General features: G+C 63.1%; 21 protein-coding genes and 1 other RNA gene. 13 read left to right on the top strand and 9 right to left on the bottom strand.

Annotation, left to right across the window (positions count from 1 at the left end):
• Positions 1–236 precede the first annotated feature (236 nt).
• Positions 237–947, top strand: a complete 711-nt coding sequence (locus CGL56_RS06835; RefSeq protein ID WP_099105785.1) for a hypothetical protein — start codon at positions 237–239, stop codon at positions 945–947.
• On the opposite strand, the gene CGL56_RS06830 is transcribed toward CGL56_RS06835, so the two are convergent.
• On the bottom strand, positions 918–1,529 hold the full coding sequence (locus CGL56_RS06830) for a hypothetical protein (protein WP_099105784.1): 612 nt from the start codon (positions 1,527–1,529) through the stop codon (positions 918–920). The two genes, CGL56_RS06835 and CGL56_RS06830, sit on opposite strands and share 30 nt — an antisense overlap.
• Positions 1,530–1,557: 28 nt before the next feature.
• Positions 1,558–3,402 (bottom strand): glycoside hydrolase family 13 protein, encoded by a 1,845-nt coding sequence (locus tag CGL56_RS06825; RefSeq protein WP_099105783.1) that lies wholly within the window; start codon positions 3,400–3,402, stop codon positions 1,558–1,560.
• 165 nt (positions 3,403–3,567) lie between these two features.
• Here CGL56_RS06825 and CGL56_RS06820 point away from each other — a divergent pair, with 165 nt between their 5' ends.
• Genes CGL56_RS06820 through CGL56_RS06810 form a run of 3 tightly spaced genes read left to right on the top strand, consistent with a single transcriptional unit; the run spans position 3,568 to position 5,913 of the window.
• A complete protein-coding gene (locus CGL56_RS06820; RefSeq protein ID WP_099105782.1) occupies positions 3,568–4,278 on the top strand; it encodes a hypothetical protein in 711 nt (236 codons plus the stop codon).
• 49 nt (positions 4,279–4,327) lie between these two features.
• Positions 4,328–4,918: a 3-keto-disaccharide hydrolase gene (locus tag CGL56_RS06815; protein WP_099105781.1), complete on the top strand. Its 591-nt coding sequence runs from the start codon at positions 4,328–4,330 to the stop codon at positions 4,916–4,918.
• Positions 4,918–5,913, top strand: a complete 996-nt coding sequence (locus CGL56_RS06810; protein ID WP_099105780.1) for a Kelch repeat-containing protein — start codon at positions 4,918–4,920, stop codon at positions 5,911–5,913. The genes CGL56_RS06815 and CGL56_RS06810 overlap by 1 nt, the downstream gene beginning before the upstream one ends.
• Before the next feature lie 4 nt (positions 5,914–5,917).
• Here the strand turns inward: CGL56_RS06810 and CGL56_RS06805 are convergent, their stop codons facing one another.
• The 3 genes from CGL56_RS06805 to CGL56_RS06795 all read right to left on the bottom strand — a co-directional run bounded on the left by CGL56_RS06805 (position 5,918) and on the right by CGL56_RS06795 (position 8,036).
• Entirely contained in the window at positions 5,918–6,661 is a 744-nt protein-coding gene (locus CGL56_RS06805) for an MIP/aquaporin family protein (protein WP_099105779.1), read from the bottom strand.
• Between the two features lie 120 nt (positions 6,662–6,781).
• A complete protein-coding gene (locus CGL56_RS06800) occupies positions 6,782–7,423 on the bottom strand; it encodes a response regulator transcription factor (protein WP_099105778.1) in 642 nt (213 codons plus the stop codon).
• Positions 7,424–7,433: 10 nt separating this feature from the next.
• Positions 7,434–8,036: a CopD family protein gene (locus tag CGL56_RS06795; protein WP_099105777.1), complete on the bottom strand. Its 603-nt coding sequence runs from the start codon at positions 8,034–8,036 to the stop codon at positions 7,434–7,436.
• A 350-nt stretch (positions 8,037–8,386) separates the two neighbouring features.
• On the opposite strand from CGL56_RS06795, the gene CGL56_RS06790 reads away from it, so the two are divergent.
• Positions 8,387–9,085: a glycosyltransferase family 2 protein gene (locus CGL56_RS06790; RefSeq protein ID WP_245184078.1), complete on the top strand. Its 699-nt coding sequence runs from the start codon at positions 8,387–8,389 to the stop codon at positions 9,083–9,085.
• 75 nt (positions 9,086–9,160) lie between these two features.
• Here CGL56_RS06790 and CGL56_RS06785 read toward each other — a convergent pair whose 3' ends face one another.
• The 3 genes from CGL56_RS06785 to CGL56_RS06775 form a co-directional block, all read right to left on the bottom strand.
• The gene (locus CGL56_RS06785; RefSeq protein WP_099105775.1) at positions 9,161–11,296 is read right to left on the bottom strand and encodes a M16 family metallopeptidase; all 2,136 of its coding nucleotides are present in this window, start codon (positions 11,294–11,296) and stop codon (positions 9,161–9,163) included.
• A gap of 40 nt (positions 11,297–11,336) precedes the next feature.
• Positions 11,337–12,671, bottom strand: a complete 1,335-nt coding sequence (locus CGL56_RS06780) for a M16 family metallopeptidase (protein WP_099105774.1) — start codon at positions 12,669–12,671, stop codon at positions 11,337–11,339.
• A 61-nt stretch (positions 12,672–12,732) separates the two neighbouring features.
• Positions 12,733–13,143: a hypothetical protein gene (locus CGL56_RS06775; protein WP_099105773.1), complete on the bottom strand. Its 411-nt coding sequence runs from the start codon at positions 13,141–13,143 to the stop codon at positions 12,733–12,735.
• 129 nt (positions 13,144–13,272) lie between these two features.
• Here CGL56_RS06775 and recQ point away from each other — a divergent pair, with 129 nt between their 5' ends.
• The 4 genes from recQ to CGL56_RS06755 are packed head-to-tail and all read left to right on the top strand — an operon-like array spanning position 13,273 to position 20,229.
• Positions 13,273–15,441: a DNA helicase RecQ gene (gene recQ / locus CGL56_RS06770; RefSeq protein ID WP_099105772.1), complete on the top strand. Its 2,169-nt coding sequence runs from the start codon at positions 13,273–13,275 to the stop codon at positions 15,439–15,441.
• A complete protein-coding gene (locus tag CGL56_RS06765; RefSeq protein WP_099105771.1) occupies positions 15,438–15,878 on the top strand; it encodes a gamma-glutamylcyclotransferase family protein in 441 nt (146 codons plus the stop codon). Before recQ ends, CGL56_RS06765 begins: the two co-directional genes overlap by 4 nt.
• Positions 15,878–17,134, top strand: coding sequence for an exonuclease SbcCD subunit D C-terminal domain-containing protein (locus CGL56_RS06760; RefSeq protein ID WP_099105770.1), 1,257 nt, complete (start codon positions 15,878–15,880; stop codon positions 17,132–17,134). Before CGL56_RS06765 ends, CGL56_RS06760 begins: the two co-directional genes overlap by 1 nt.
• A complete protein-coding gene (locus CGL56_RS06755; RefSeq protein WP_099105769.1) occupies positions 17,131–20,229 on the top strand; it encodes an AAA family ATPase in 3,099 nt (1,032 codons plus the stop codon). The genes CGL56_RS06760 and CGL56_RS06755 overlap by 4 nt, the downstream gene beginning before the upstream one ends.
• On the opposite strand, the gene CGL56_RS06750 is transcribed toward CGL56_RS06755, so the two are convergent.
• The gene (locus tag CGL56_RS06750; RefSeq protein WP_099105768.1) at positions 20,204–21,088 is read right to left on the bottom strand and encodes an alpha/beta fold hydrolase; all 885 of its coding nucleotides are present in this window, start codon (positions 21,086–21,088) and stop codon (positions 20,204–20,206) included. The two genes, CGL56_RS06755 and CGL56_RS06750, sit on opposite strands and share 26 nt — an antisense overlap.
• A 123-nt stretch (positions 21,089–21,211) precedes the next feature.
• Here CGL56_RS06750 and hpf point away from each other — a divergent pair, with 123 nt between their 5' ends.
• The 4 genes from hpf to ssrA all read left to right on the top strand — a co-directional run bounded on the left by hpf (position 21,212) and on the right by ssrA (position 24,060).
• The gene (gene hpf / locus CGL56_RS06745) at positions 21,212–21,514 is read left to right on the top strand and encodes a ribosome hibernation-promoting factor, HPF/YfiA family (RefSeq protein ID WP_099105767.1); all 303 of its coding nucleotides are present in this window, start codon (positions 21,212–21,214) and stop codon (positions 21,512–21,514) included.
• Between the two features lie 130 nt (positions 21,515–21,644).
• The gene (locus CGL56_RS06740) at positions 21,645–22,595 is read left to right on the top strand and encodes a phosphoribosylaminoimidazolesuccinocarboxamide synthase (RefSeq protein ID WP_099105766.1); all 951 of its coding nucleotides are present in this window, start codon (positions 21,645–21,647) and stop codon (positions 22,593–22,595) included.
• 46 nt (positions 22,596–22,641) lie between these two features.
• Positions 22,642–23,268 carry a fumarylacetoacetate hydrolase family protein gene (locus CGL56_RS06735; protein WP_099105765.1) on the top strand — a complete coding sequence of 209 codons (627 nt, stop codon included), beginning with the start codon at positions 22,642–22,644 and terminating at the stop codon, positions 23,266–23,268.
• Positions 23,269–23,687: 419 nt separating this feature from the next.
• Positions 23,688–24,060: a transfer-messenger RNA gene (gene ssrA, locus CGL56_RS06730) on the top strand.
• Positions 24,061–24,107 lie beyond the last annotated feature (47 nt).

Genomic DNA, 24,107 nt, shown 5'->3' with positions numbered 1-24,107 from the left:
TCGGGCGGACCACCACGTTGAAGAAGGATGGTGGAAAAACTCCACGCCCGGGGCCTCCCAGACCCGGTTTCGCGAAGGGCCGCAAATATACGGTTCGCGGGGGGAAAAATTTGTTCACGCTCCGACGTCGGTTTTTTCGTCCCCGGAGCGCAAAAGACAAACAGGCCGACTGCTGTGACCCGGGCGCACCTCCCACGTCTACCCTGGGTTATGTTTGCAGGCTAAATCCTTACTTCATGCCCCAGGTCCACCGGTATGACCACCCTTACCGCTTTCTTGCCCTGCTCCTCTGCCTGCTGCCCTGGCTGCCCGGGAGTGGCCTGAAGGCGCAGTCGCCCCTCGACGTGGGATTTCACTTTTCCCCCCAACTGCGGTACGTAGGTTCCTCCGCCGCGGGTGAGGTGCCCACCACCGGTACCTATACACGCGGCAAGGATGGGCTGTCCGTCGGCGCCGGTGCCGGTCTCTACCTCGAATACGAAATAACCCCCTACTGGTACCTGCGGGGCGGGGTAGACTTTTCGTACAAACGGAATTACTACGCGACGGAAAAGGTGGTCATCGAGGCCGATACCACCCTGAAGGGACGCAACCAGGTCATTTTCAGCAGCATCGAAATCCCGGTAGCCGTGGTGTACCGGTTCGATTACCTCGACAACGGCGATAACTTTCTCGTGGGCGTAAGTACCACCCTGAACCGGCGGCTGAGCAACCCCCGGGCCTGGTCGACCTTCGGCGGCAACCGGGGGGTGAAAAACAAGGTGGACTTCGCCCCCCGGACCGTCACGGTCTTTGCCGGCTACGAGCGCGAAATCTTTCCCTATGTTCTGACCAGCCTGGAGCCCTACCTGACCTACGCCCCAACCCGCTTCCGGCTGGAATCGACCACCGAATCAAAGGTCTGGCTGGAAGCGGGCCTATCGGTCCGGGTCCGCCTCGACAACTGATACCACCCCCCGCGCCCAGTCGATCCACTGGATGTTGCTCAGGCCCACCTTTCCGGCCAGGGCCACTGCCTCGTTGCGGATCCGGTCTAGCAGGGCGGGATCGGTGTTGTTCGGCTTTTCATTGCGGCCGTGTACTTCGGCCTGCACGCAATTTCCGACGCGGCGCACCACGAAGGTGTTCGTAGCTCCCGCAGCGAAGAAGTGGGCCACGGCCTCTTCGTCGGTGCCGGGGGCGGGGCAGGGGGCCACGGTGATGCTGGCGTAGGGAAATTCACCGTCCACCTCATCCATTTCGGTGATCGCTACCCAGTCGTATCCTCCGCCGCTGGGACTCCCTGGCCCCGGAAGGTCAATGCGGATGCAGTCACCGACCCGGGGGAGACGGTCAACCGGGCTGCCATCTGCGTCACAAAGCTGGAATTCCGTCCGGACGGCCTGGTTCAGCAAATGCCAGCCGTTGATGTTCAGCAGCCGGGCGTGGGCCTCCCGGTATGCTCCGGTAGCGTCCGAGTCGTGGCAGTGCATGCTTACCGTGTCGTGGTGGGAGCCCTCCCGGCGGGGGGGCAGTGCGGGTCCTGTCATGGGGTAGGAGGTTGACGAGTAGTAAAATTTACTGGAGAACAAACACAACCGCCGATTTGCTGGGTACGGCCAGTCCCCGGCTGAGGTCGACCACCTTTCCGTCCAGGCCGGTGGCCGTCGTGACCCCCTTAAGCAACTCCTGGTAACGGGCGGGGTCGAGGGTGACTTCCTCCGCGTTCTTGTTCAGAACTACCACCACCCGCTCGGTAGCGTTGTAGCGGCCGTAAACGTAAGTGCCATTTTCGGGGGCGAAGTGGAGGGTCTGTCCCGTGGCGATGACCGGGTGCTCCCGCCGCCACTGCAGCAGTTGCCGCAGGTGCGTCTGCACCTCCCGCTGCCCGGGGCTGAGACCGGCCCCCGTGAAGGCATTTACCGCGTCTCCGGCCCATCCGCCGGGCATGTCGCTGCGGATGATGCCGTGGTCACCGGGGGCTTCGTCGTTGTCCAGCAGCACCTCACTGCCGTAGTAGAGCTGGGGAATGCCCCGCACCGTAAGCAGGTAGGTCAGGGCCATCTTGACGTGGTCGACGTCTCCCCCGAGTTGGGTAGCCAGGCGGTCCATGTCGTGGTTTTCGGCGAAGACCATGATGTCGCGGGGCTCGGCGTACTGGAAATCATTGGCCAGGGCCTCATAAAGCTTGATCAGGCCGGAGTCCCAGCCTTCATCATTCTTGAGGGCGCTGATCAGGGAGGCCTGGAGGGGGAAGTCCATCACGCTGGGGAGACAGGAGATGTAGCCGTCGGGATTGTCCTTGCCCCGCTGCCAGTAGGCCACGGTAGCCGGGTTATATGACCACTCCTCACCCACGATGGAGAAGTTGGGATACTCCTGCATGATGCGGCAGGTCCAGTCGGTGAGGAAGTTGGCGTCGGGATAGGGGTAGGTATCCTGGCGCACGCCGCCCAGCCCCAGGGTTTCAATCCACCACAGGCTGTTCTGGATCAGGTAGCGGGCCAGGAAGGGGTTGCGCTGGTTGAGGTCGGGCATGGTGGAGACGAACCATCCGCCCACCATCCGCTCGGCGTCCACCCGAGCGGCGTAGGGGTCCTGGTGGATGCTGCGGCGGTGGTTGGTGATCTGGGGGGCGTCCTGGAAGTTGAGCCAGTTGCCAAAGGGGAGGTCGTCCATCCACCAGTGGCCGGAGCCGGAGTGGTTGACCACCTGGTCCATGATGAGCTTGATGCCGCGGGCGCGGGCCGCGTCGGCCAGGGCGCGGTAGTCCGCCAGGGTGCCGAAGCGGGGATCCACGGCGTAGTAGTCGGTGATGGCGTAGCCGTGGTACGACCAGGCCGGCATATCATTTTCCAGCACCGGGCTGGGCCAGATGGCGGTAAACCCCATGGAGTCGATGTAGTCCAGGTGGTCGGTGATGCCCTGCAGGTCACCCCCGTGGCGAGCAAACCCCTGGGTGCGGTCGAGAGCGGTCTCCCGCAGGGTGTCGACTACGTCGTTGGAGGGGTCGCCGTTCGCGAAGCGGTCCGGAGTGATGAGGTAGATCACGTCGGAGGCATCAAACCCCTGGACCGCCTCCGGTGAACGCTCGCGGGGCCGCAGCTCGTAATCCTGGGTCGCTACGGTTTGGCCCCCCCGGCTGAAGGTCAGCTGGACGGTGCCGGCGGTGGCTTCCGGGCGGATGCTCAGGTCGGCGAAGAGGTAGTTCGGACTGTCAGCCCGGTGAGTGCCCAGCAGTACCACCCCCTGGCCACTTACGCTGAGTTCCAGGGAACCCGCGTCCGCGCCGTAAATGAGCAGTTGCAGGGAGGTATCCTGCATGCCCGCCCACCAGTTAGGAGGCTCCACGCGGTAAGTCTGGGCCAAGAGGGGCAAAAACGCGGCCAGCAGACAAAAGGTGAGTATCGGGCGCAGTGGCATAGGGTCAGGGTTTGGGCGTAAAAGTACTGCTGGGCGGGAGTTAAGAGGACGGTGGAGCCTGCTTTGCCTGGCCGAAGGCGGAAGATGCTCAGCGGGGGGTGTAATAAACCGTGGCTGAACATGTTATGATCCTTTGACGTAACTTGCCCCCCAAATACCAGCCGCATGCGGATCAACCGGTTCCGGATCTTCCCCCTCGCAGCAGTCCTGTTTTTCTTCGCTGTATTCCCTTCTTCCCTGGCCGCCCAGCAGCGGCTTGACGTGGGGGTACACCTCACGCCCCAGTTGCTGCCGATTCAGGCGCTGAACCGGGGAGAGGTCGAAAGGGAAGGTGACCTGATGTATACTTCCGGCGAAGACGGGATAGACCTGGGCGTTTCCGCCGGTGGCTACCTGGAATATGAGGTAGCTTCCGGATTGTTCCTGCGCGGCGGCCTGGACGTGGTACGCAAGCGCTACCGCTACACCGTCCACGCCAAGCGGGCGGATGCCTCCCTCGACCAGAGCGGGGTGAACCGCGTAGCCTACACGGCCATGGAGATTCCGCTGGCCATCCTGTATCGCTTTGATTACCTGCCCAATAACGATCGCTTCCTGATTGGCGTGGGAGCCGTTGCGGGCCGCTGGGTGGGCGACCCCCAGTTGAAGTCGGCTTTCTACCGCGGCAGCTCCAATCATCCGCCGTTTCGCTACAACCCCTATACGCTGAACCTTTTCGCCGGCTTCGACCGCTACCTGGATTCCCGCTTCGTGCTCGGCTTTGAACCCTACGTGAGCTATTCGCCCACGCCCACCGAGTTCCGCCTGGAGACGCGGACCAAGGCGGTGGCCCAGTTGGAGGCCGGCCTGTCCCTGCGGTTGCGGTTCGACAATTAGGCGGCGGAGCGCGGGTGCCGGTTAACAACCGATAGCGTATTTTCCCGGCATGAAGAACATTATCCCCCTCCTCGGCCTGCTGTTCATGATGAGCTGCAGCCGCCAGACCACTGATTTGTTTAACGGCGAAAGCCTAGCCGGCTGGGAAGTCCACGGCACCGAAAAATGGTACGTCGAAGACGGAGAGCTCGTCTGCGAAAGCGGCCCCGACGCAGAATACGGCTACCTGTCCACCGAAAAATTCTACGACGATTTCGAGCTTACCCTCGAGTTCAAGCAGGAAGCCGACGGCAACAGCGGAGTATTCATCCGTTCGACCTTCGAGGGCACCAAGGTCAGCGGATGGCAGGTAGAGGTAGCCCCTCCGGGCCACGATACCGGCGGCATCTACGAATCCTACGGCCGCGGCTGGATCATCAAGCCCGACCCGGAAAAGGACAGCGCCCTGAAAATGGGTGAGTGGAACAAACTGAAGATCCGCGCCGTCGGCCCCAAGGTCACTACCTGGCTGAATGGCGTCCAGATGGTGGAACTGGAAGACGAAAAGATCGGACAGGGTAAGGGTGCCGTAGCCCTCCAGATTCACGACGGCGGCGGCATCAAGGTGCGCTGGCGCGACATTGAAATCAAGCCCCTGTAATGCTGACCCGCTCCCTCCCGCCCGCCCTGGCCCTTCTGCTCCTGCTCTGCTTCAGCTGCGCTACCCGTCGGACGGAAGTGGCCAGGGTGGGGGAGTGGGAAACGGTGGAAACCGCTACCAAACCCGTCGCCCGCCACGAGGCGGCCTTCGTGGCCGTAGGTGATCGCTACTACCTGTTGGGAGGCCGTGGCATCCGGCCGGTGTCCATCTACGATACCCGTACCCGCCAATGGACGGAAGGCGCCCGCCCCCCGGTGGAGATCCACCACTTCCAACCCGTGGTCTACGGCGGTGAGGTCTACCTGCTGGGGGCCATGACCGGCGGTTACCCCGGCGAGACGCCCCTGCCCCACGTGTACATCTACAGTCCGGCCACCGACTCCTGGCGGCAGGGACACGAAATTCCCGCGGATCGCCGCCGCGGCGGCGCCGGGGCCGTGCTGCACGAAGGTCTCATCTACCTGGTAGCCGGCATCCGCGACGGTCACCGGGGCGACCACAAGCCCTGGCTCGACGCCTACGACCCCGCCACCGGAGAATGGACCCGGCTGCCCGACGCTCCCCGCCCCCGCGATCACTTCCAGGCGGCCGTGGTCGACGGCAAACTCTACGCCGCGGCCGGTCGCACCACCGTCGCTGCCACCAACCCCTTCGCCAATACCATCGGCGCGGTTGATGTATACGACCTTGCGTCGCAGCAATGGACTACCCTGGAGGAGGAAATCCCCACCCGCCGGGCGGGCACGGCCGCCATCGGACTGCCCGGTCAACTGATCGTGATCGGCGGAGAATCCGACACCCAGGAGCTGGCCCACGCCGAAGTGGAGGCCCTGGACGTAAGCAGCGGCCAGTGGCGTACGTTGCCCCCGCTGGTCCGGGGTCGCCACGGTACCGGTATCGTGCACGACGACGGCCACCTACTGATGGCCAGCGGCTGCGGTCGCCGCGGCGGAGAACCGGAGCTTGCCGATATGATCCGGGCGGCGGTACGTTAACCCCCTACAGGGCAACCGGCACGAAGTGCCACAAACCCGCGGCCACGGCCGCGCCGAGCAGGGGACCCACCACGGGTACCCAGGCGTAGGACCAGTTGCTGTCGCCCTTGTGCCGCAGGGGCAGGGCGGCGTGGGCGATTCGGGGACCCAGGTCGCGGGCGGGATTGATGGCGTAGCCCGTCGGGCCACCCAGCGAAAGGCCAATCCCCAGTACCACCAGGGCCACCGGCAGGGCGTCGAGGGCACCGAGGCTCCCCGGGCTGTCACCGAACTTGGGACCAGTGATGTAGAGCACGGCAAAGACCAGCACGAAGGTGCCGATGGCCTCCGTCAGCACGTTGGAGGAGGAGCGGGGGATGGCCGGATCGGTACTGAAGGTGGCCAGCACCAGGCCGCTGTCCTCGGTAGCCCGGTAGTGGTCGCGGTAGGCCAGCACGGCCACGCACTGCCCGATAAAGGCCCCGATCACCTGGGCGATGAAGTAGCCCGGCACCAGCCCCCAGGCAAACTTGCCCGCCAGGGCCAGCCCCAGGGTAACGGCGGGGTTGAGGTGAGCCCCGGACAGGGGCGCCGAGATAAAGACGGCGGTGAATACCGCAATGGCCCAACCGAAAGTGATGACGATAAGGCCGCTGTCGTGCCCCTTGGTGCGGGCCAGCAGCACGTTGGCTACGACCCCGTTGCCGAGGAGGATAAGGATAGCGGTACCGATGATTTCACCGAGGTAGGCAATTAGCTCTATGGTCATGTTCGTAGCAAGCGTAAAGTAGGTAGAAGGACGCGCCGGCCGGCAAAAGCGGACGGCGCCCCATAATACGGACAATAGCGGTTCGGACCATCATGCACTGCCGGTCGGGGCGGTTCGGAATTAAATTTCCCCCTTGAGTTTCTTGTGGACCACCTCCATCTTGGAATTCACCTGCAACTTGCGGTAAATGTTCTTGATGTGATCGCGGACGGTCTCGATGCTGATGTCGAGCCGCTCGCCGATCTCCCGGTAGCTGAGGTTGTCGACCAGCCCCTGTACGATGTCCAATTGACGCGTCGTCAACTGGTCGGCGGCGGAAACGCTGGCCTTCTTGCGCTGCTGGTTGTGGAAGGCTACCACCTGGCGGGCGATACTCGGACTCATATAGCTGCCGCCCCGGTGTACGGTATGCACCGCATCCCGGATAATGCTGGGGTTGACGCGGCGCTTGGAAATGTAGCCCACGGCACCCGCCTGCAGGGCCCGGAAGATGTTGTCGCTCTCGTCGCTGTTCGTCAGCATGATGATGTCCATCTCGGGCCACCGCTCCAGCAGCCGGGGGATGCCGGCAATGCCGTCCATACCGGGCAGCATGATGTCCAGCAGCAGGGTATTCAGCGGGCTGCTGGCCGGCAGTCGGCTCAGGAATTGCTCCACGCTGGTGGCGGCCAGTTCTACCCGCACGTCGCGGTTGGCTTCAAAGCATTCTTCAATGCTGGCGAGCATAATAGGCTCGTCCTCGATAATGCCCAGGTGGATCATAGTAGTTTGCTTAGGATTTGGGATGGGGTGGCCCGGGGTCGGGGTCGCGGCGGTTGCGGTAGGCAACGGCGCCCCGGTATACCAGCAGGCAAAAAATCAATACGCCAATACCAAGGTAAATATAACTAAGCTCTCCCACCTTGCCATACACGACGGTAAACACGATAAATACCAGAAAAAAGGTGGGTACCTCATTCCACAGCCGCAGTTGCCAGGGCGTCAGCGGGCGTTTGCCGGCCTGCATGGGCAGCATGATGCGGCGCTTGGTGTAGAGTTGATACCCCACCAGGCCGACCACTGCTCCGAGTTTGACCGCCAGCCAGCCCGCCGTGCCACTGACGAAATAGGCCGGATTGAGGGCCACCATCAGTAAGCCCCCAACCCAGGTGAGCATCATGGCCGGATTGGTAATGATGCGGTATACGCGGTCTTCCATACCCTCATATTCTTCGCGCAGTATCGCGGCGCGGAGGGCGGCGTCCGGGCGGCCGGAGCGGGCCACGGTATCCGTTTCGGCGTGGTTCACCAGTAGGCGACCCAGGAAGAACAGGCCGGCAAACCAGCTGACGAAGCCAACAACGTGCAGGGCTTTGGCGAACAGGATCAGATTCATAGGCGCTAAGGTAGCCTCACGGCCCGCGGGCGGGCTCACCGCGCGGTCAAAAGAAAATTGGGACCAATATGGTTTGGATTAAATAGCAGAAAATATTGATAAATCTTTGAACGTTTCTACAATTAGCCGTTGTTTTATACAGGTATTGATCCGGTTCCGGGTACGCCGGCCGTATCACATACCCCAAAAAACAAGACCGAGCGGCTGACCCGTTGCGATAATGCCGTAATCGGCTCATCACCCTGCGTTTACACCCACACCTATGAAATTCGACGACCTTTGCGGAAAGCTATTCGTAGTTTTACTGCTGATAGCCCTTCTGTACGCCTGATTTGAATCGTCCCCCGACGTTGTCCATCGTTATCCCGGCCTTTAACGAGGGCCGAACCATTCACCGCATCCTGGACCGGGTGCGGGAGGTGGTGCTGATCGGCGAACTGGACAAGGAGGTGATCGTGGTGAACGACTGCTCCACCGACAATACGGAGGAGGCCGTCCACCGCTACATTGCCGATCACCCCGGGCTGAACCTCCGCTACCACCGGCATCCGCTGAACCGGGGGAAGGGGGCCGCCTTGCATACGGGCATCGCCCTGGCAACGGGAGAATACCTCATTATTCAGGACGCCGACCTCGAGTACGACCCCCGGGAGTACAACGAACTCCTGCGCCCGGTACTCGACGGCTTCGCCGACGTGGTGTACGGCAGCCGCTTCCAGGGCAGCAAGCCCCACCGGATTCTCTTTTTCTGGCACACCATCGGCAACAAGTTCCTCACTACCCTGAGCAACGCCTTCAATAACCTCAACCTCACGGACATGGAAACCTGCTACAAGCTGTTCCGGACCGAGATGCTGCAGTCGCTCACCCTCAGGGAGCAACGCTTCGGCTTTGAGCCAGAAGTAACGGCCAAGATCAGCCGCGTGCCCGGCGTCCGCATCTACGAGGTAGGGATCAGCTACTACGGCCGCACCTACGCCGAAGGCAAGAAGATCGGCTGGCGCGACGGGGTGCGGGCCATTTACTGTATCGTGAAGTACGGGATCTAGTCCCCGAAAACAACAAGGCCCGGCCGCCCCGAAGGACAACCGGACCTTGCCGTGATGCGGATTCGTTTCCGTTTATCAGTCCATCTCGAACAGGGCGGGGTCCAGCTCCGTGTTGAGCTTCAGTTCCGTTACCTGCAGTTGGATGGGGAAGGGGGCCATGCCTTCCAGTACCATTTCCCGCGGGAAGAGGATGCCTTCCGGGGTGGCCTGGTAGTCGGAGTAGGTCTGGGTCACCGTCTGCGGGCCCTGCTGCCGTTCGGTGCGGCGCTTGAGTCCGGTTTCCGCGTCGTAGTACTCCCGCACGGTGCCGGCGGGGGTTTCCACGGCCAGGATATAGGCGCGTTCCCCGTCGACGGACTCAACGCCTTCGAGGGTGATCTTATCCAGACGGTCGAGGTAATTGCTTTCGGGGAAGATCACCGCCTGCTCGGCCATGGCCTGTACCGCGGCTTCGGGCAGGGGGATGTTTTGTCCCTGCTGCTTCACCTGGGCCTTGCCGTCGGCGTAGCGCTGATCGGCGACCGTCATGCCCATCATGTTGGTCTGGCTGCTCATCCGCCCGTCGCGGGTGGTGGCCATGGTCTGCCGGATGGTCTGCCCCTGTACGCTGCCTTCCATGGTCATGCTGACGTTCTCCAGGGCCAGGGCCGGTTCGCGGCCGCCGATGGCCTGGAAGTAGTCCATGATCACCTTCTCGGGGGTCAGGTCGACCGGGGCCGACATTTCCTCCTGCTGTACCGGCTGACCGTTCACGTCGTAATAATTCACCTTCCCGGAGGTGGCAAAGCGGGCAAGCTTTTCGGCTTCGGCCCGGTCGCCCACCACGATGATGTGGGTGTTGCGGGGGGTGATGATGTCCCGGGCCACTTCGCTCACGTCGTTGAGGCTGGTGTTTTGCACCACCTGCAGGTACTCGGGGTAGAAGTCGCGGTCGAGGTCGTAGCGGATGGTGTTCAGGGCGTAACCGGCGATGCGTTGGGGGCTTTCCAGGGCCCGGCCGAAGGAGCCAGCGATTTGCATCTTGGCGTTGGCCAGCTCGGTGGAATCCAGGGGCTCACTGGCGATCCGGTTCAGCTCGTACATGAACTCGGTGATGGACGAGTCGGTGACTTCGTTGCGCACGTTGGCGTAGGCCCGGAAATTGCCCACCAGGGGGTCGTCGCCGATGCTGGAGTAGGCGCCGTAGGTGTATCCTTTATCCTCCCGGAGGTTGGCGAACAGCCGTCCGTTGAATCCGCTGCCCAGGGCGATGTTCAGCAGGTTGGCGCGGATACTCTCCTTGGTGCCGGGCTGCAGGTCCACGGGGTGGCTGATCACTACGTTTGATTGGACCGAGCCGTTGCGGGGTACGAAGTTCACCGTCACGCCCGCGGGGGGCTGGGGGGTGGGGAATTCGGGGGCAGCTACCTCCTTCGCTTCCCAGTCGCTGAAGTGCTCCGTGGCCAGGCGGCGGGCCTCCTCGGGGGTCAGGTCGCCGACCATCACCAGGTAGCTGCGGTTGGGGACGAAGTAGGTCTCGTAGGCCGCCTTCACCACCTCCAGGGTGATGCTGTCGAGGGTGGCTTCGGTCATCAGTTCCCCGTAGGGGTGGTTGCTGCCGTAGGTGATGGCTTGCCGTACCCGACTGGCGATGGCGTCGGGGGTGCTCAGCTGCTGGACCAGGGCGGCCCGGGTATCCTCTTTCACCTTGGCAAATTCCTCCTGGGGAAATTCGGCCTTCAGGATGACGTCCGCCATCAGTTCCATCACCTGGTCCTTGTACTTGGTGATGGTGGAGGCGTAGGCACCGGAGCCGCTGGTACTCAGGGTGGCACCGATGAAGTCGATGGCCTCGTCGATCTCCTCCTTGCTCATCTCGCTGGTGGCCCGGCTCAGCATGCTGCCGAGCAATTGCTGGGTGCCGGCGTACTTGCCTTCCAGGTGGGGGGGGACGTCCACGAAGAGCTGGTAGCTCACGCGGGGGAGTTTGTGGTTCTCGACCAGCACGACCTGGAGGCCGTTGTCGAGGGTGAAGTCTTCAAAGTCGCCGAGCTTGATCTCGGGGGCCGGTCCCGGTTCGGGGGCGGTGGCGCGGAAGTCGGCTTCCGCGGTTTCCGTAGGCGCGGGCGCGGGTTCCGGGGAAGGGGCCGGAGCCGTTGTATTCTTCGGGGTGCCACAGGCGGTGATGAGCAGTAAGAGCAGGGCCGCCAGGCTAAAACAGATGCGTTGCATGGGATATTCGCTTTGGGGGTAAGTGGGTTAGGGAATACTACTAGCGGCTGGAGGGCTGGGGGAGCCAGTACAGCACGACGCGGTTGTCGTTGGTGTAGTATTCCCGGGCTACGCGGCGGATGTCTTCCTTGGTTACGTCGAGGTAGCGCTGGGTTTCGGTATTGATCAGGTTGGCGTCGCCGAGGAACATCTCGTTGTCGGCCAGGCTCTCGGCGATGCCTGCTACGCTGCCATAGCCCGCAATGGCGTCGACCTCCACCTGGTTGCGCAGCTTCTGCAGCTCACGGTCGGTGATGGGCTCATTCTGCAGGCGGGTGATCTCGGCGTTAAAGGCCTCTTCTACGGCTTGCAGGTCTGTGGTGCCGGGGCGGGCGATGGCGAAGGCGATGGCCAAGCCGGGATCCTGGCTGGAGGCCGGAAAGCTGCCCACTTGGACGGCCAGTTGCTTGTCGTCGACCAGCGACTTGTTCAGCCGGCTGCTCTGTCCCTGGCTGAGAACCTGGTTCATCATGCTGATGGCGTAATAGTCGGGGTGGCTGCGCGCTACGGTGCGGTAGCCCATGATGAGGGCGGGCAGGGGGACGTTGTCGTATACCGTATCCCTCACCTCGCCACCCAGCGGGGCTTCCACCACGTCGATCCGGGGAGGCTCGGGGCCGCGGGGGATGTCGGCGAAGTACTTCTCGATGAGGGCCTTGGTTTCCTCGATGTCGATGTCACCGGCGATGCTCAGGATGGCGTTGTTGGGTACGTAATAGGTTTTGTAGAACCGCTGGAAGTCTTCCATCTCGGCGTTGTTCAGGTCCTCCATGTAGCCGATGTTGGGATCCTTGTAAGGGTGCTCCTTGAAGGCCCGCTTGTACAACTCCATGGAGATGGTGCCGTAGGGGCGGTTGTCGTAGTTCTGCCGCCGTTCTTCCTTGACGACCTCCCGCTGGGTTTCCACGCCCTCCATCAGCACCCGGGCGTGCAGCAGCCGCTCACTCTCGATCCATAGGCCCAGGGCGAGTTGGTTGCTGGGCAGGATCTCGTAGTAGTAGGTGCGGTCCAGACTGGTATTGGCGTTCAGGGCGCCGCCGGCGGCCTGGACGTAGTCGTCGATCTCGCCCCGGCCCAGGTTCTCACTCCCCTCGAAAAGAAGGTGCTCGAAGAAGTGGGCGAAACCGGTACGGCCTTCGAAACTGTCCTTGCCGCCCACCTCGTACATGATGGATACGGCCACGATGGGGGTGGTATTGTCCTGGTGCAGCAGCACCTTCAGCCCGTTGTCGAGTTCGTATTCCACGAAATCAATGGCCGGGGCCTGGGCGGTCAGTCCCAGCGATAAACCAAGCAATAAAAACGGCCAGACCAGTCGGTGTGTCAGGGTGTGCATAAGGCGTAGCTTTTTCCCGTAAACGAAAAAAGCCCGGCTTCGTTTGCCGGTGGTGCCGTGATTACACGGCCCCCACGTCCTTGCGCCGCCGCTCCAGTTCCTGGTGGATGATGCAGCGCAGTCGCTTGCCGCGGTTGTGGCATTTGAAGCGGCCCCGGACGTAGGAAACCGCCGCCACCAATAGCAAGCTGAGGAGGAAAAGAGCGGCCAGGGTACCGTAAACGACGGGGTGCCAACCGAATAAGCCGGCGGCGGAAGCGACGAAGAGCATCAGGGGTACGCAGGCCGACAGGCGAAAGATGGTGCGGCGCAGCTCCCGCAGCCGCATGCTTTCCAGCCGCAGGCGGCGCAGCAGGTGGTGAAGCTCGTGGGTGGCGTAGGCGCTGGCTCCTCCCGTTAGGATGAGTAAAAAATCATTGTTCCCCGCGCGTTCGAGGCGGTTGATTTGCCGGTTCCAGAAGCGATCAGCCATCTTAAAAGCTAAAATTATAGTCTGACCTCCCAGGTTCAAAGGAATGAAGTACATTTTTAACTTTCAAACACCCTTGCTTTTTGTAAAACAATTTGTAATATTTGCCGATCCCACTTCAAAGAGAAAGAAATGACCTCCGCCCAGGCCCGTACGGCCCTCAAAAAGTACTTTGGCTACGATGATTTCCGGCCCCTGCAGCTGTCGATCATCGAGCACGTGTACGCGGGCCACGACGGCATCGTACTGATGCCTACCGGGGGGGGCAAATCGATGTGTTTCCAGATCCCCGCCGTCACGATGACCGGCACGGCGGTGGTAGTCAGTCCCCTCATCTCCCTGATGAAGGACCAGGTGGACGGACTGCGCGCCGCCGGTATCCGGGCCGCCTTCCTCAACTCCAGCCAGCAGGGCAGCGAAAGCCACGCCGTGGAGCAGGCCTACGAGAACGGGGAGCTACACCTGTTGTACGTGAGTCCGGAAAAGCTCCTTTCGCCGGGCTTCTTCTCCTTCCTCAAGCGGCGGCGGGTGTGCCTCTTCGCCATCGACGAGGCCCACTGTATCTCCGCCTGGGGCCACGACTTCCGCCCGGATTACACCATGCTCCGGCAGCTCAAGTCGGCCTTCCCGGAAGTGCCCGTACTGGCCCTGACCGCCACCGCGGACCGGCTGACCCGGCGGGACATGGCCGAACAGCTCGGCATCCCCGACGCCAAGCAGTTCATCGCCTCCTTCAACCGGCCCAACCTGAGCCTGGAGGTCCGCCCCGGGCAGAAGCGGCGCGAGCAGATCGTCCGCTTCATCCGCGAGCGGCCCGAACAGGCCGGGATCGTATATTGCCTGAGCCGCAAGCAAACCGAGCAACTCGCCGAAAAGCTCCGGGAAGCCGGCTATAACGCCGAAGCCTACCACGCCGGACTGAGCGCCGACCGCCGCGGCAAGGTGCAGACCGACTTCATCAACGACAAGACGCTCATCGTCTGCGCCACGGTGGCCTTCGGCATGGGGATCGACAAGAGCAACGTCCGCTGGGTCATCCACTACACCCTGCCCAAAAACCTCGAGAACTACTACCAGGAGATCGGCCGCGCTGGCCGCGACGGCAGCAAGGCCGACACCCTCCTGTTCTACTCCTACAACGACTACACCACCCTCAAGGACATGATCTCCGGCGGGGGCAACGCCGAGATCCAGCTGGCCAAGCTGGAGCGGATGAAGGAGTACGCCGAAAGCCTCGCCTGCCGCCGCCGCATCCTGCTCAATTACTTTAGCGAGGACCACGGCGACGACTGCGGCAACTGCGACGTCTGCGCCAACCCGCCCGAGCGATTCGACGGAACGGTGCTGGCCCAGAAGGCCCTGAGCGCCGTTGCCCGCCTGCAGCAATCGGTGGGGGTGGGGATGGCCATCGACGTCCTCCGCGGCAGCAACCGACAGGACATACTCAAGCAGGGCTACGACCAGGTGAAGACCTACGGCGCCGGCCGCGACCTGTCCACCTACGATTGGAATCAGTACTTCAACCAGCTCATCAGCCTGGGCTACCTCTACGTGGCCCACGAGGACTATAACAAGCTGCGCCTGGCACCCGCGGCCCGCCGCGTCCTTTTCGAAGGAGAAACGGTGGAGCTGGTCAAGTTCCAGACCATCCAGAAGCGGAAGAAACAGGAAGAGGGCAAGACGGCCAAGCGCGCCGCCGCCCCCCGAAGCCGGGGCAGCCTCTTCGATGCCCTGCGCGAGCTGCGCCGCAGCCTGGCCCGCGAGGCCGCCATTCCCCCTTACCTCATCTTTTCCGACAAAACCCTGGAAGAGATGTCCGCCGCCGCACCCACCACCCCCCGCGCCCTGTCGCGCATCTCCGGGGTGGGGGAGGTGAAGCTGGCCCGCTTCGGCGACCACTTCCTGCAGGCCATCCGCCAATACGGCGGGGAACCCCCCGCCGCCCGCCGGGCCGCCGTCCCCCCCGCCGATGCGGCCCCCCACCTGCTCACTTACGATGCCTACCTCCGGGGGAGTGAAGTGCGGGAGATCGCCCGGGAACGCGGCCTGAAAACCTCGGTGGTGTACACCCACCTGGCCCGGGCCTACCGGGAGGGCAAGGAGCTGGAAATCACGGACCTGCTGCCCGGCCAGGTTATGGACTGGATCGATGAAGCCATCCGGGCCGTACCCGATACCGCCGGCCGAAAGGGCGTACTGGCGTACATTGCCGAACATCAACAGGATGGCGTTGTCCGCTCCCACCACCTGGAGCTGGCGGAAGCCTACCGCCACCGTAACCCCCTACCCACCACTCCATGAGCCGCTCCTCCGAATACCTCTTCGTCTACGGCACCCTCCGCAGCGACATCCCCTCCAGCATGAGCAAATTCCTGCGGCGGCGGGCCACCCTGGTGGGGAAGGCCACCGTGGCCGGGAAGCTGATCGACCTGGGGGGCTACCCCGGTTTCATCGCCGGCGGTGGTACGATGACCAAGGGGGAGCTCTACCGCATCCGGGAAGATCAGGAGGAGGAGACCTGGCAATTGCTGGACGCCTACGAAGGGGTGTCGGGATTGCCGTCCGAGGAGTACCGCCGCATTGAGGTGGAGGCCCGCGTGGCCGCCGGGGGCAAGTTCATGGCCCAGACCTACGAATACCAGCAGTCGACCGGTGGCAAGGCGGAAATTCCCCACGGCGATTACCCCCCCTTCTACCGGAACAACCCCGCCCACCGCAAATTCACCGGCAACGACTGATGCGTATCCTTCATACGGCAGACTGGCATTTGGGGCATCGGCTGTACACCCGCGACCGCACCCCCGAGCACCGCGCCGCCCTCCAGTGGCTGCTCCGCACGGTGGAGGAGGAAGCGGTGGACGTGGTGATCATTGCCGGCGACGTATTCGACGTAACCAATCCCTCCAACCAGGCCAAGGAACTGTACTACGAATTCCTGGCCGGACTGGTAAAGACCCGCTGTGCGTCGGCCGTTATCGTAGGGGGGAACCACGACTCGGCCTCCCTGCTGGATGCCCCCCGCGGACTGCTCAGGGCCCTGCAACTCCACGTGGTAGGGGCCGCCCACACCGATGCCTCCGAGCGAGTGCTGCCCATTCGCTGCGCGGCCGGTGAGCTGCTGGTGGCCGCCGTGCCCTACCTGCGGGAGCGGGACCTGCGCTCGGCGCAGTTCGGGGAAGGCAGCACCGACCGGCTGCAGGCCCTGCGCGAAGGGATCCGACGGCACTTTACCGAAATCGCGGAGGCGGCAAGGGAGATGCGACAGGATCCGGGAACACCCATCGTGGCCACCGGCCACCTCTTCGCGGCCGGAGCGGCGGACGACGAAGAGAAGAAGTCCTACATCTACCAGGCCGACGAAAACAACATCGAAGCCGCCCATTTCCCCGATTGCTTCGATTACGTGGCCCTGGGACACGTGCACCGCGCCCAGCGTATCGGCGACAACGACCGCATCCGCTATGCGGGCAGCCTGGTCCCCCTCACCTTCGTGGAAGGGCAGGCCAGCCGAAGCGTTTGCCTCGTGGAATTGGGCCGGGCCGGAGAGGCCGTCCGTACCCGCAAGATCAACGTGCCCGCCGCACGGACCCTGCTGCGGCTGCACGCCACCTTTGCGGAGGTAAAGGATCGGCTGCGGGAAGCCGTGCGGGAACTGCCACCACCCCCCGCCCTGCAGCCCTGGGTGGAAGTGAGAATCAAGACCGATACCCCCATCCCCAACCTGCGGGAAAAGCTCTACGCGGTCATCCGGGAAGCCGCCGGCGACACCCCCGATGCCGCCCCGGTGGACATCCTCCGCATCAGTACCGAGCGGCAGACGGCCCGGCCCGGTGGACAAGCGGATGACACCCCCCGCCAACTCGACGAGTTGCAGCCCGTCGACGTCTTCGAGCAGCTGTGTGAACGGGAGGCTTTCCCGGCGGACCACCGGGACGGATTGAAGAACGACTTCCGGGAATTGTACAACTGGATCAGCGAACAGGACGAGGCATGAGGATACTCCGCATCGGGATACTCAACCTGAACTCCCTGAAAGGGGAGCAGGTAATCGACTTTACGGTTCCCCCCCTGGCCGACAACCCCCTCTACGCCATCGTGGGGCCCACCGGGGCCGGCAAGACCACCATCCTCGACGCCATCACCCTGGCCCTCTACGGGCAGACCGAGCGGAACAAGAAGGAAAACGACCGCCCCGACGGCGTCAATTCGGTGATGACCCACGGTACCGGCGAGTGCCGGGCCGAGGTGGAATACGAAACCCTTTCCGGCCGCTACCGCAGTGTATGGCGGCGCCACCGTGCCCACCGCAAGCCCACCGGTAACCTGGTGGCGAGCCAGCACGAGATCAGTCGCTACAACCCTACCACCGACAGCTACGATATCCTGGCGACCAAGAAAAAAAAGGTGGCGGCCCTGACCGAAGAAATCGTCGGTCTGAACTACGAGCGCTTCGTGCGTTCGGTGATGCTGACCCAGGGAGAATTCGACCGCTTCCTGAAGTCGGATGCCGGCGATAAGTCCGCCATCCTGGAGCAGATCACCGGCACCGAGATCTACCGCCAGCTGAGCGTGGGGGCCTTCCAGCGCCACAAACTGGCCCGAGAGGACTACGAACGGCTCGGCAACAGCCTGACGGTCAAGATGCCCCTGCCTGCGGACCAACGCCAGGCGCTGGACCAGGCCATCACCGACCGGCAGGAAACCATTGAGCGGGACGGGGCCCAGCACGCCCTGGTCACCCACCAACTCGGAGCCTACGAAAAGGCGGCCAAGCTGGAAGTCCGCGCCGAAGCCGCCGCCCGACAGGAGGAAGAAACCACGGCGCGTTGGGAGGAAATGGCCCCCCAGCGGGAGGCCTTGCTCCGCAGCGAACAACTCGACCCCTGGCGGTCGGAACTGGACCGGGAACCCAAGCTGGCAGCCGAACGCGCCGGCCTGGCCGAGAAACTGGCCGCCACCCGGCAGGCCTACGCCCGGATGGAAGCATCGCTCGGGGAAGCTCAGCAGCAGGTGGAAGCAGCGGTCCGGAAACAGGAGGAGTTCCGCGCCGCGGCCCCGGGCCGGGAGCAGAAGCTCACACAGGCGGAAGCCCTGGAAACCCGCCTGGCCAAACTGAACCAAAGCCGCCAGCACGCGGAAGTTGAATTGGCCCGGCACCAGCGGACGCGCCAGCAACTGGAGGAACGCCTACAGAAAACCTCGGCCACGGTCGAGGACATCCGCAAGCGGCTCAATGGAGTGGACGGCTCCACCCTGGAAGACCGTACCCGCGAACTGGAAAACCAACTCCCCGCCTGGGAAGCCCACGACCGGGAAGCCGAACGCGCCTTGGCCTACCTCAGCCGGGAAGCCGAACTGGCCGCCAAACGACTGCGACGCGCCCAGTTGGCGGAAACCCTGGCAGCGGAGGAGGCCACCGAAGCCCGCCTGAAGACTGAGGTAGCTGCGGCGGAGAAGGACATCGACCATCTGCGCACCAAACGCGAAAACATACGTCTCCGCGCGAGCCTGGAGGAACACCGCCATAACCTGGCGGCGGGACAGCCCTGTCCGCTCTGCGGCAGTCACGACCACCCCTACCGCAGCAGCCGACCGGAACCGGGCGAGCTGGACCACCTTATGCGGGAACTGACCACCGCCCAGAATACCCTGACCGAGGTCGACAATCAGTACACCGGAGTGATGCGGCGGGTACAGACGCTGCAGGAGCAACTGCGGCAGGCCACCGCCGACGAAGCCGAACTCAGTGAGGCACTCTCCGCCATGGCTACCCCCGAAGTGGCCAGCGCCGATCAACTGCGGGCGGAGCGCGAACAACTCGGGCAGCAGCTGATTCAGGCCCGCAAGGAACTGGAAGGCCTGCGCCAATTGCGCCCCCTGCTGCCGGAACTCCGCGGCGGGGAGGCCAGCCTGACCAGCCTGCAGGAACAACTTACGGAGGTCGTGGCCCTGATCGATGCCGCTCAGAAAGCCCGACAAGAACTGGACGAAGAGATCACGGCCGCAACGGAGGAGAAGCGCCTGCTGATCGGTGAATTCACCGCCGCGGAGTGCCGCCGCAAACTGGCCAGGCGGGAGGAGGCACTACGGGAAACCCGGGACTCCGCCGAAGCTACCCTCCACGCCCGCCAGCAGGAAGCATCGACCATCAGGGAACGCCAGTCGATCCTCGAGGACCGGCAACACCAGCTGGCCGAAGAACACCAACAACTGACGGAAACCCTCACCGCGGCCCTCGCCCCCCGGCCCCTGGCCGAGGCCCGGCAGCAGTTGCTGCCGGTGGAGCAGGCCGCCGCCCTGCGCCAGCAGCTCCACCTCGTGGACCGCGAGCGACAGACCGCTGCGGCGCTGGCCCGGCAGGCGAAGCACGAACTGGAGGCGGCCCGCGGGGAACTGGCCGGACTGCCGCCCGAAAACGCGCTGAGCGCCAGCCAGGAAGCACTCGCCCGCACCATAAATACCGCCCGCGAGGAGACGGGCAAACTGCGCCACCAGCAGGAGGAGGACGACAAACGGCTGCGCAACCACGAGAAATTGCGAGAGCAGCTGGAGGAACTGGGGCGGGAACGCGACCGGTGGGCGCGGATGAACGACCTGATTGGCTCAGCGGACGGCAAGAAATTCCGCAGTTTCGCCCAGAGCATTACCCTCCAGCGGTTGGTGGGCCTTGGGAACCAGCACCTTGAGACCATCAACCCCCGCTACCGCATGGTGTACAGTCCGCCGCCCGCCGGAGGGAAGGAGGAGCTGGAGCTGGAAATCATCGACACCTACATGAACGACAACCGCCGAACGATGTCGACCCTCAGCGGGGGAGAAAGCTTCCTGGTGAGCCTGGCCTTGGCCCTGGCCCTGGCCGACCTGGCGGGAGGCAAGCGGCTGATCCAGTCCCTGTTCATCGATGAAGGATTCGGTACCCTCGACGGCAAAACCCTCGACCAGGCGATGGTCACCCTGGAACAGCTGCAGGCACAGGGCAAAACGATCGGCATCATCAGCCACGTCCAGCAACTCCGTGAACGGGTACACTGCCAGATCCGGCTCGAGCCGGTGGGCGACGGCTTCAGTCGTATTGAACTAGCCAATTGAGCACGGCGTGGCGGAAGGTCTCCGGTGCCTCGGCGAAGGATACGTGGCCTACCCCCTCCAGGGAGAGGAATTCGCAGTTCGGCAACCGCCCGGCGTAGGCGCACTGGTGTTCATAGGGAATAATGGGGTCGCGGTCCCCGGCAATCACCAGGGTGGGGGTCTGGATGTCCTCGATCTCGTCCATGAGGTCCATATCCAGCAGGTAGCGGAACAGGGCGCGCTGGTCCCGGATGTTGTGGCGGCGTACGTCGGGAAAGATGGCCGCGAGGGTGGGGTCGAGCGGCGGGTAGCGCAGGAGGTGGCGCCAGCGGCGGGCGTAGAAGAGGGTAGCGACCTTGAGGAAGAAGACGTGGCGCTGCATCACCCACCAGCTCAGGTGGAAAATGGCGCGCCGCAGCCCCCGCCCCCGGGCAAAAAACTGTAGGACGCCCTCGAGCCCGCGGGCCCGCCCCGTCATGAAGCCGCCGATGCTGACCACCGAGGCCACCCGCCCGGGGAATTTGGCCGCGTAATTCAGGCAGGCGAAGCCGCCCAGGGAGTAACCCACCAGGTGAAATCGCCCTTCCGGCAGGACGTTATCGATTGATCGGCGGATTAATTCGGCAAAAATTTTTTCGTCGAGGCTGTCGGGCGTAAATTCCCCATCAAAGCCACTGGGGTGGTGGAGGGGCAGGCTCACTGAATACCAGGATCGCTCGCGGGTGATTTCGGGGTACATCGCCGCTTCCCAAAACCGCAGGCTGGCGGTCAACCCATGGATCCACACCACCGGCAATCGGCTGGCGGCGGGATTGGGATGGGACAGGGTCGCCAGTCGATGGCCACGGTATTCGATGTAGGAGAGCTGGGGATCAGTCATGGTCTTCGGGGCGAACGAAATCGACGGCCGGAGGGTTAGACAGGGGCAATGCGCCGGCCGCAGGCCGCCGCAAGGTAGGCTTCCCCAGGCTTACGCATATTTCATCACCAAAACCAAGCTAGCATGCAGGTTCTCATTCACAAGTCTTCCGAGCTCTCCGACCGCACCATCGCGGTCATCAACGACAAGGTGAACAAGCTCGAAACCTACTACGACCGGATCGAGCGGGCGGAAGTATTCATCAAGGAAGACGACGGCAGCGCCGCCAACGGGCACACCGTTGAAATTCGTCTGGCCATCCCCGGCAACGACCTTTTTGCCACCCACACCGACGAAAGCATCGAGCGCGCCACCGCCGAGGTAACCGAAGCCCTGCGTCGCCAGATTCGCAAGCATAAAAACAAGCACTCCCACCACCAGGCCTAGCGCCAGCAGCATCACCTAACGGGAATGGCCCGGCCGATACATTCGGCCGGGCCTTTTTCGTAGCCGGCGGCGCGCGGGTACCGCAAGCCGCTGCCGCAAATGCCGTAATATTGCCCCCAAACCTCCTGTCATGGCCGATGCCCTCCGCGAAACCCACTTCACCTTCGATCCCCCCGCCGAACTGTACCGCGGCAAGGTCCGCGACGTCTACCGCCGCGACGGACAGCTGCTGATGGTGGCCAGCGACCGCATCAGCTCCTTCGACCACGTGCTGCCCCGGGCCATCCCCCACAAGGGACAGATCCTGAACCAGATCGCCGCCCACTTCCTGGAGGCTACCCGCGACATCTGCCCGAACTGGCTGGAGGGCAACCCCGACCCCAACGTGGCCATCGGCAAGGCCTGTGAGCCCATCCCCGTGGAGATGGTCATCCGCGGCTATCTCGTGGGCCACGGCTGGCGGGAGTATTCAGCCGGCAAGCGGGAACTCTGTGGTGTGCCCCTGCCGGAAGGCATGCGGGAGGCCGACCAGTTCCCCGAACCCATCATCACCCCCGCCACCAAGGCCGAGGAGGGCCACGACGAGGACATCAGCCGCGAAGCCATCCTGGAACGGGGCATCGTCGATGAGCTCACCTACCGCAAGCTGGAGGACTACACCCGCCGCCTCTTCAACCGGGGCACCGCCATGGCCGCAGAGCGGGGGCTGATCCTAGTGGACACCAAGTACGAATTCGGTATCCGCGACGGCCAGGTCTACCTGATCGACGAGATCCACACCCCCGACTCCAGCCGCTACTTCTACGCCGAGGGCTACGCCGACCGCCAGGCGCGGGGGGAGCACCAGAAGCAACTCAGTAAGGAGTTCGTCCGCGAGTGGCTGATGGAGCACGGCTTCCGCGGCCTGGAGGGGCAAACCATGCCGGAAATGCCGGATGCCTTCGTGGAAAGCATCACCCAACGGTACACGGAACTCTACGAGCAAATCACCGGCAAGGCCTTCGTTCCCGCCGATACCACCGACATCGAAGGCCGCATCCGCCGTAACCTCGCCGCCACCAGCTGGAGCGTACAGGAATAGGCCACGGTCACCACCATTCTATATCCCCCCCGACGACGCAACACCCATGAAATTAATCTGTATCGGGCGCAACTACGCCGCCCACGCCGCCGAGCTCGGCAACGCCCGCCCGGAGCAACCCATCGTCTTCATGAAGCCGGGCTCGGCCATCCTGCCGAACAACAAGCCCTTCTATTACCCGGAATTCAGCCAGGACATCCACTACGAAGTGGAAATTGTAGTCAAGATCGCCAAGAACGGTCGCCACGTAGACCCCCAGTTCGCCATGGACTACGTCGAGAGCATCGGACTGGGCCTCGACCTCACCGCCCGCGACCTCCAGCAGGCCTGCAAGGAAAAAGGGCACCCCTGGGAGATCGCCAAGGCCTTTGACCACTCGGCCCCGCTTTCGCCGGATTTCCTGGCACCCGCGTCCTTCGCCCAACTCGACGACATAGAGTTCAGCCTGGAAAAGAACGGACAGGAGGTACAGCACGGCCACAGCCGCAATATGCTCTTCCCCATCCCCGAGCTCATCACCTACGTGAGCCAGTTCTTCCGCCTGCAAAAGGGCGACCTGATCTTCACCGGTACCCCCGAAGGGGTAGGGGCCCTCACCCAGGGCGATGAACTGGTAGGCTACCTGTACACCACGGAAGGAAAGCGGGAAATGCTGCGTACGCGGGTACGGTAGGTTCTCGCTGTCGCTCGGGTTGGTTTCTCGCTATCGCTCGGGTTGCTGGTTACTGGTTGCATCCTCGCTATCGCTCGGGTTGCTGGTTGCTGGTTGGTTTCTCGCTATCGCTCGGGTTGCTGGTTGCTGGTTGGTTTCTCGCTATCGCTCGGGTTGCTGGTTACTTCCTCGCTATCGCTCGGGTGCTGGTTGGGTCCTCGCTATCGCTCGGTTGCTGGTTCTTGGTAAGAGAGTGATCCCCCCCGAGCAACGCGAGGGGAAAATGGATGCCAGCAACCAGCAACCAGCACCCAGCACCCAGCAACCAGCACCCAGCACCCAGCAACCAACAACCAAAATTCTCTTCCACCCAAAACAACCCCCCACCTCAGGCGTTTACCACCAGAAGGTCGGCTCTCCCCGGAAAGCCGAGTCCCAACGGGGGCGTACCGGAATCGACAGGGAAGTAAGCTTTGTAGTAAGCATGCCGGAGCATGATTGGTTACTCCGTAAAAAATAACGATCTACCCTTTAGTTGGCACTCCCAGCTATGCTATGGCAGCCTAAACTCAGTTTAGCTGTCTAAATGTGCCGTGTGGTTGACGCCTGATACACACCGCGCCGCATATCATCACCCCCTCGGGCTGGCCCGTGACCCTGATCTGAGTCACGAGTGAGATTAAGGATCTAAGGCACCGAATGAGTGGGTTACCAGACTTACCCGGTGCTCGAAAATCTGATTGGTAAATAAGCATGTAGAAAGCTGCCTTGCGCTTTCGCTGGACGCGAGTTCGACTCTCGCCGCCTCCACACTTCCGGGCCGCTTGCGGCCCAAGAAAAAGCCCCGACATTCTCACGAA

This window comes from Neolewinella marina (genome assembly GCF_002631205.1).
Taxonomy (GTDB): domain Bacteria; phylum Bacteroidota; class Bacteroidia; order Chitinophagales; family Saprospiraceae; genus Neolewinella; species Neolewinella marina.
This window is presented reverse-complemented; position numbering and strand designations above follow the sequence as displayed.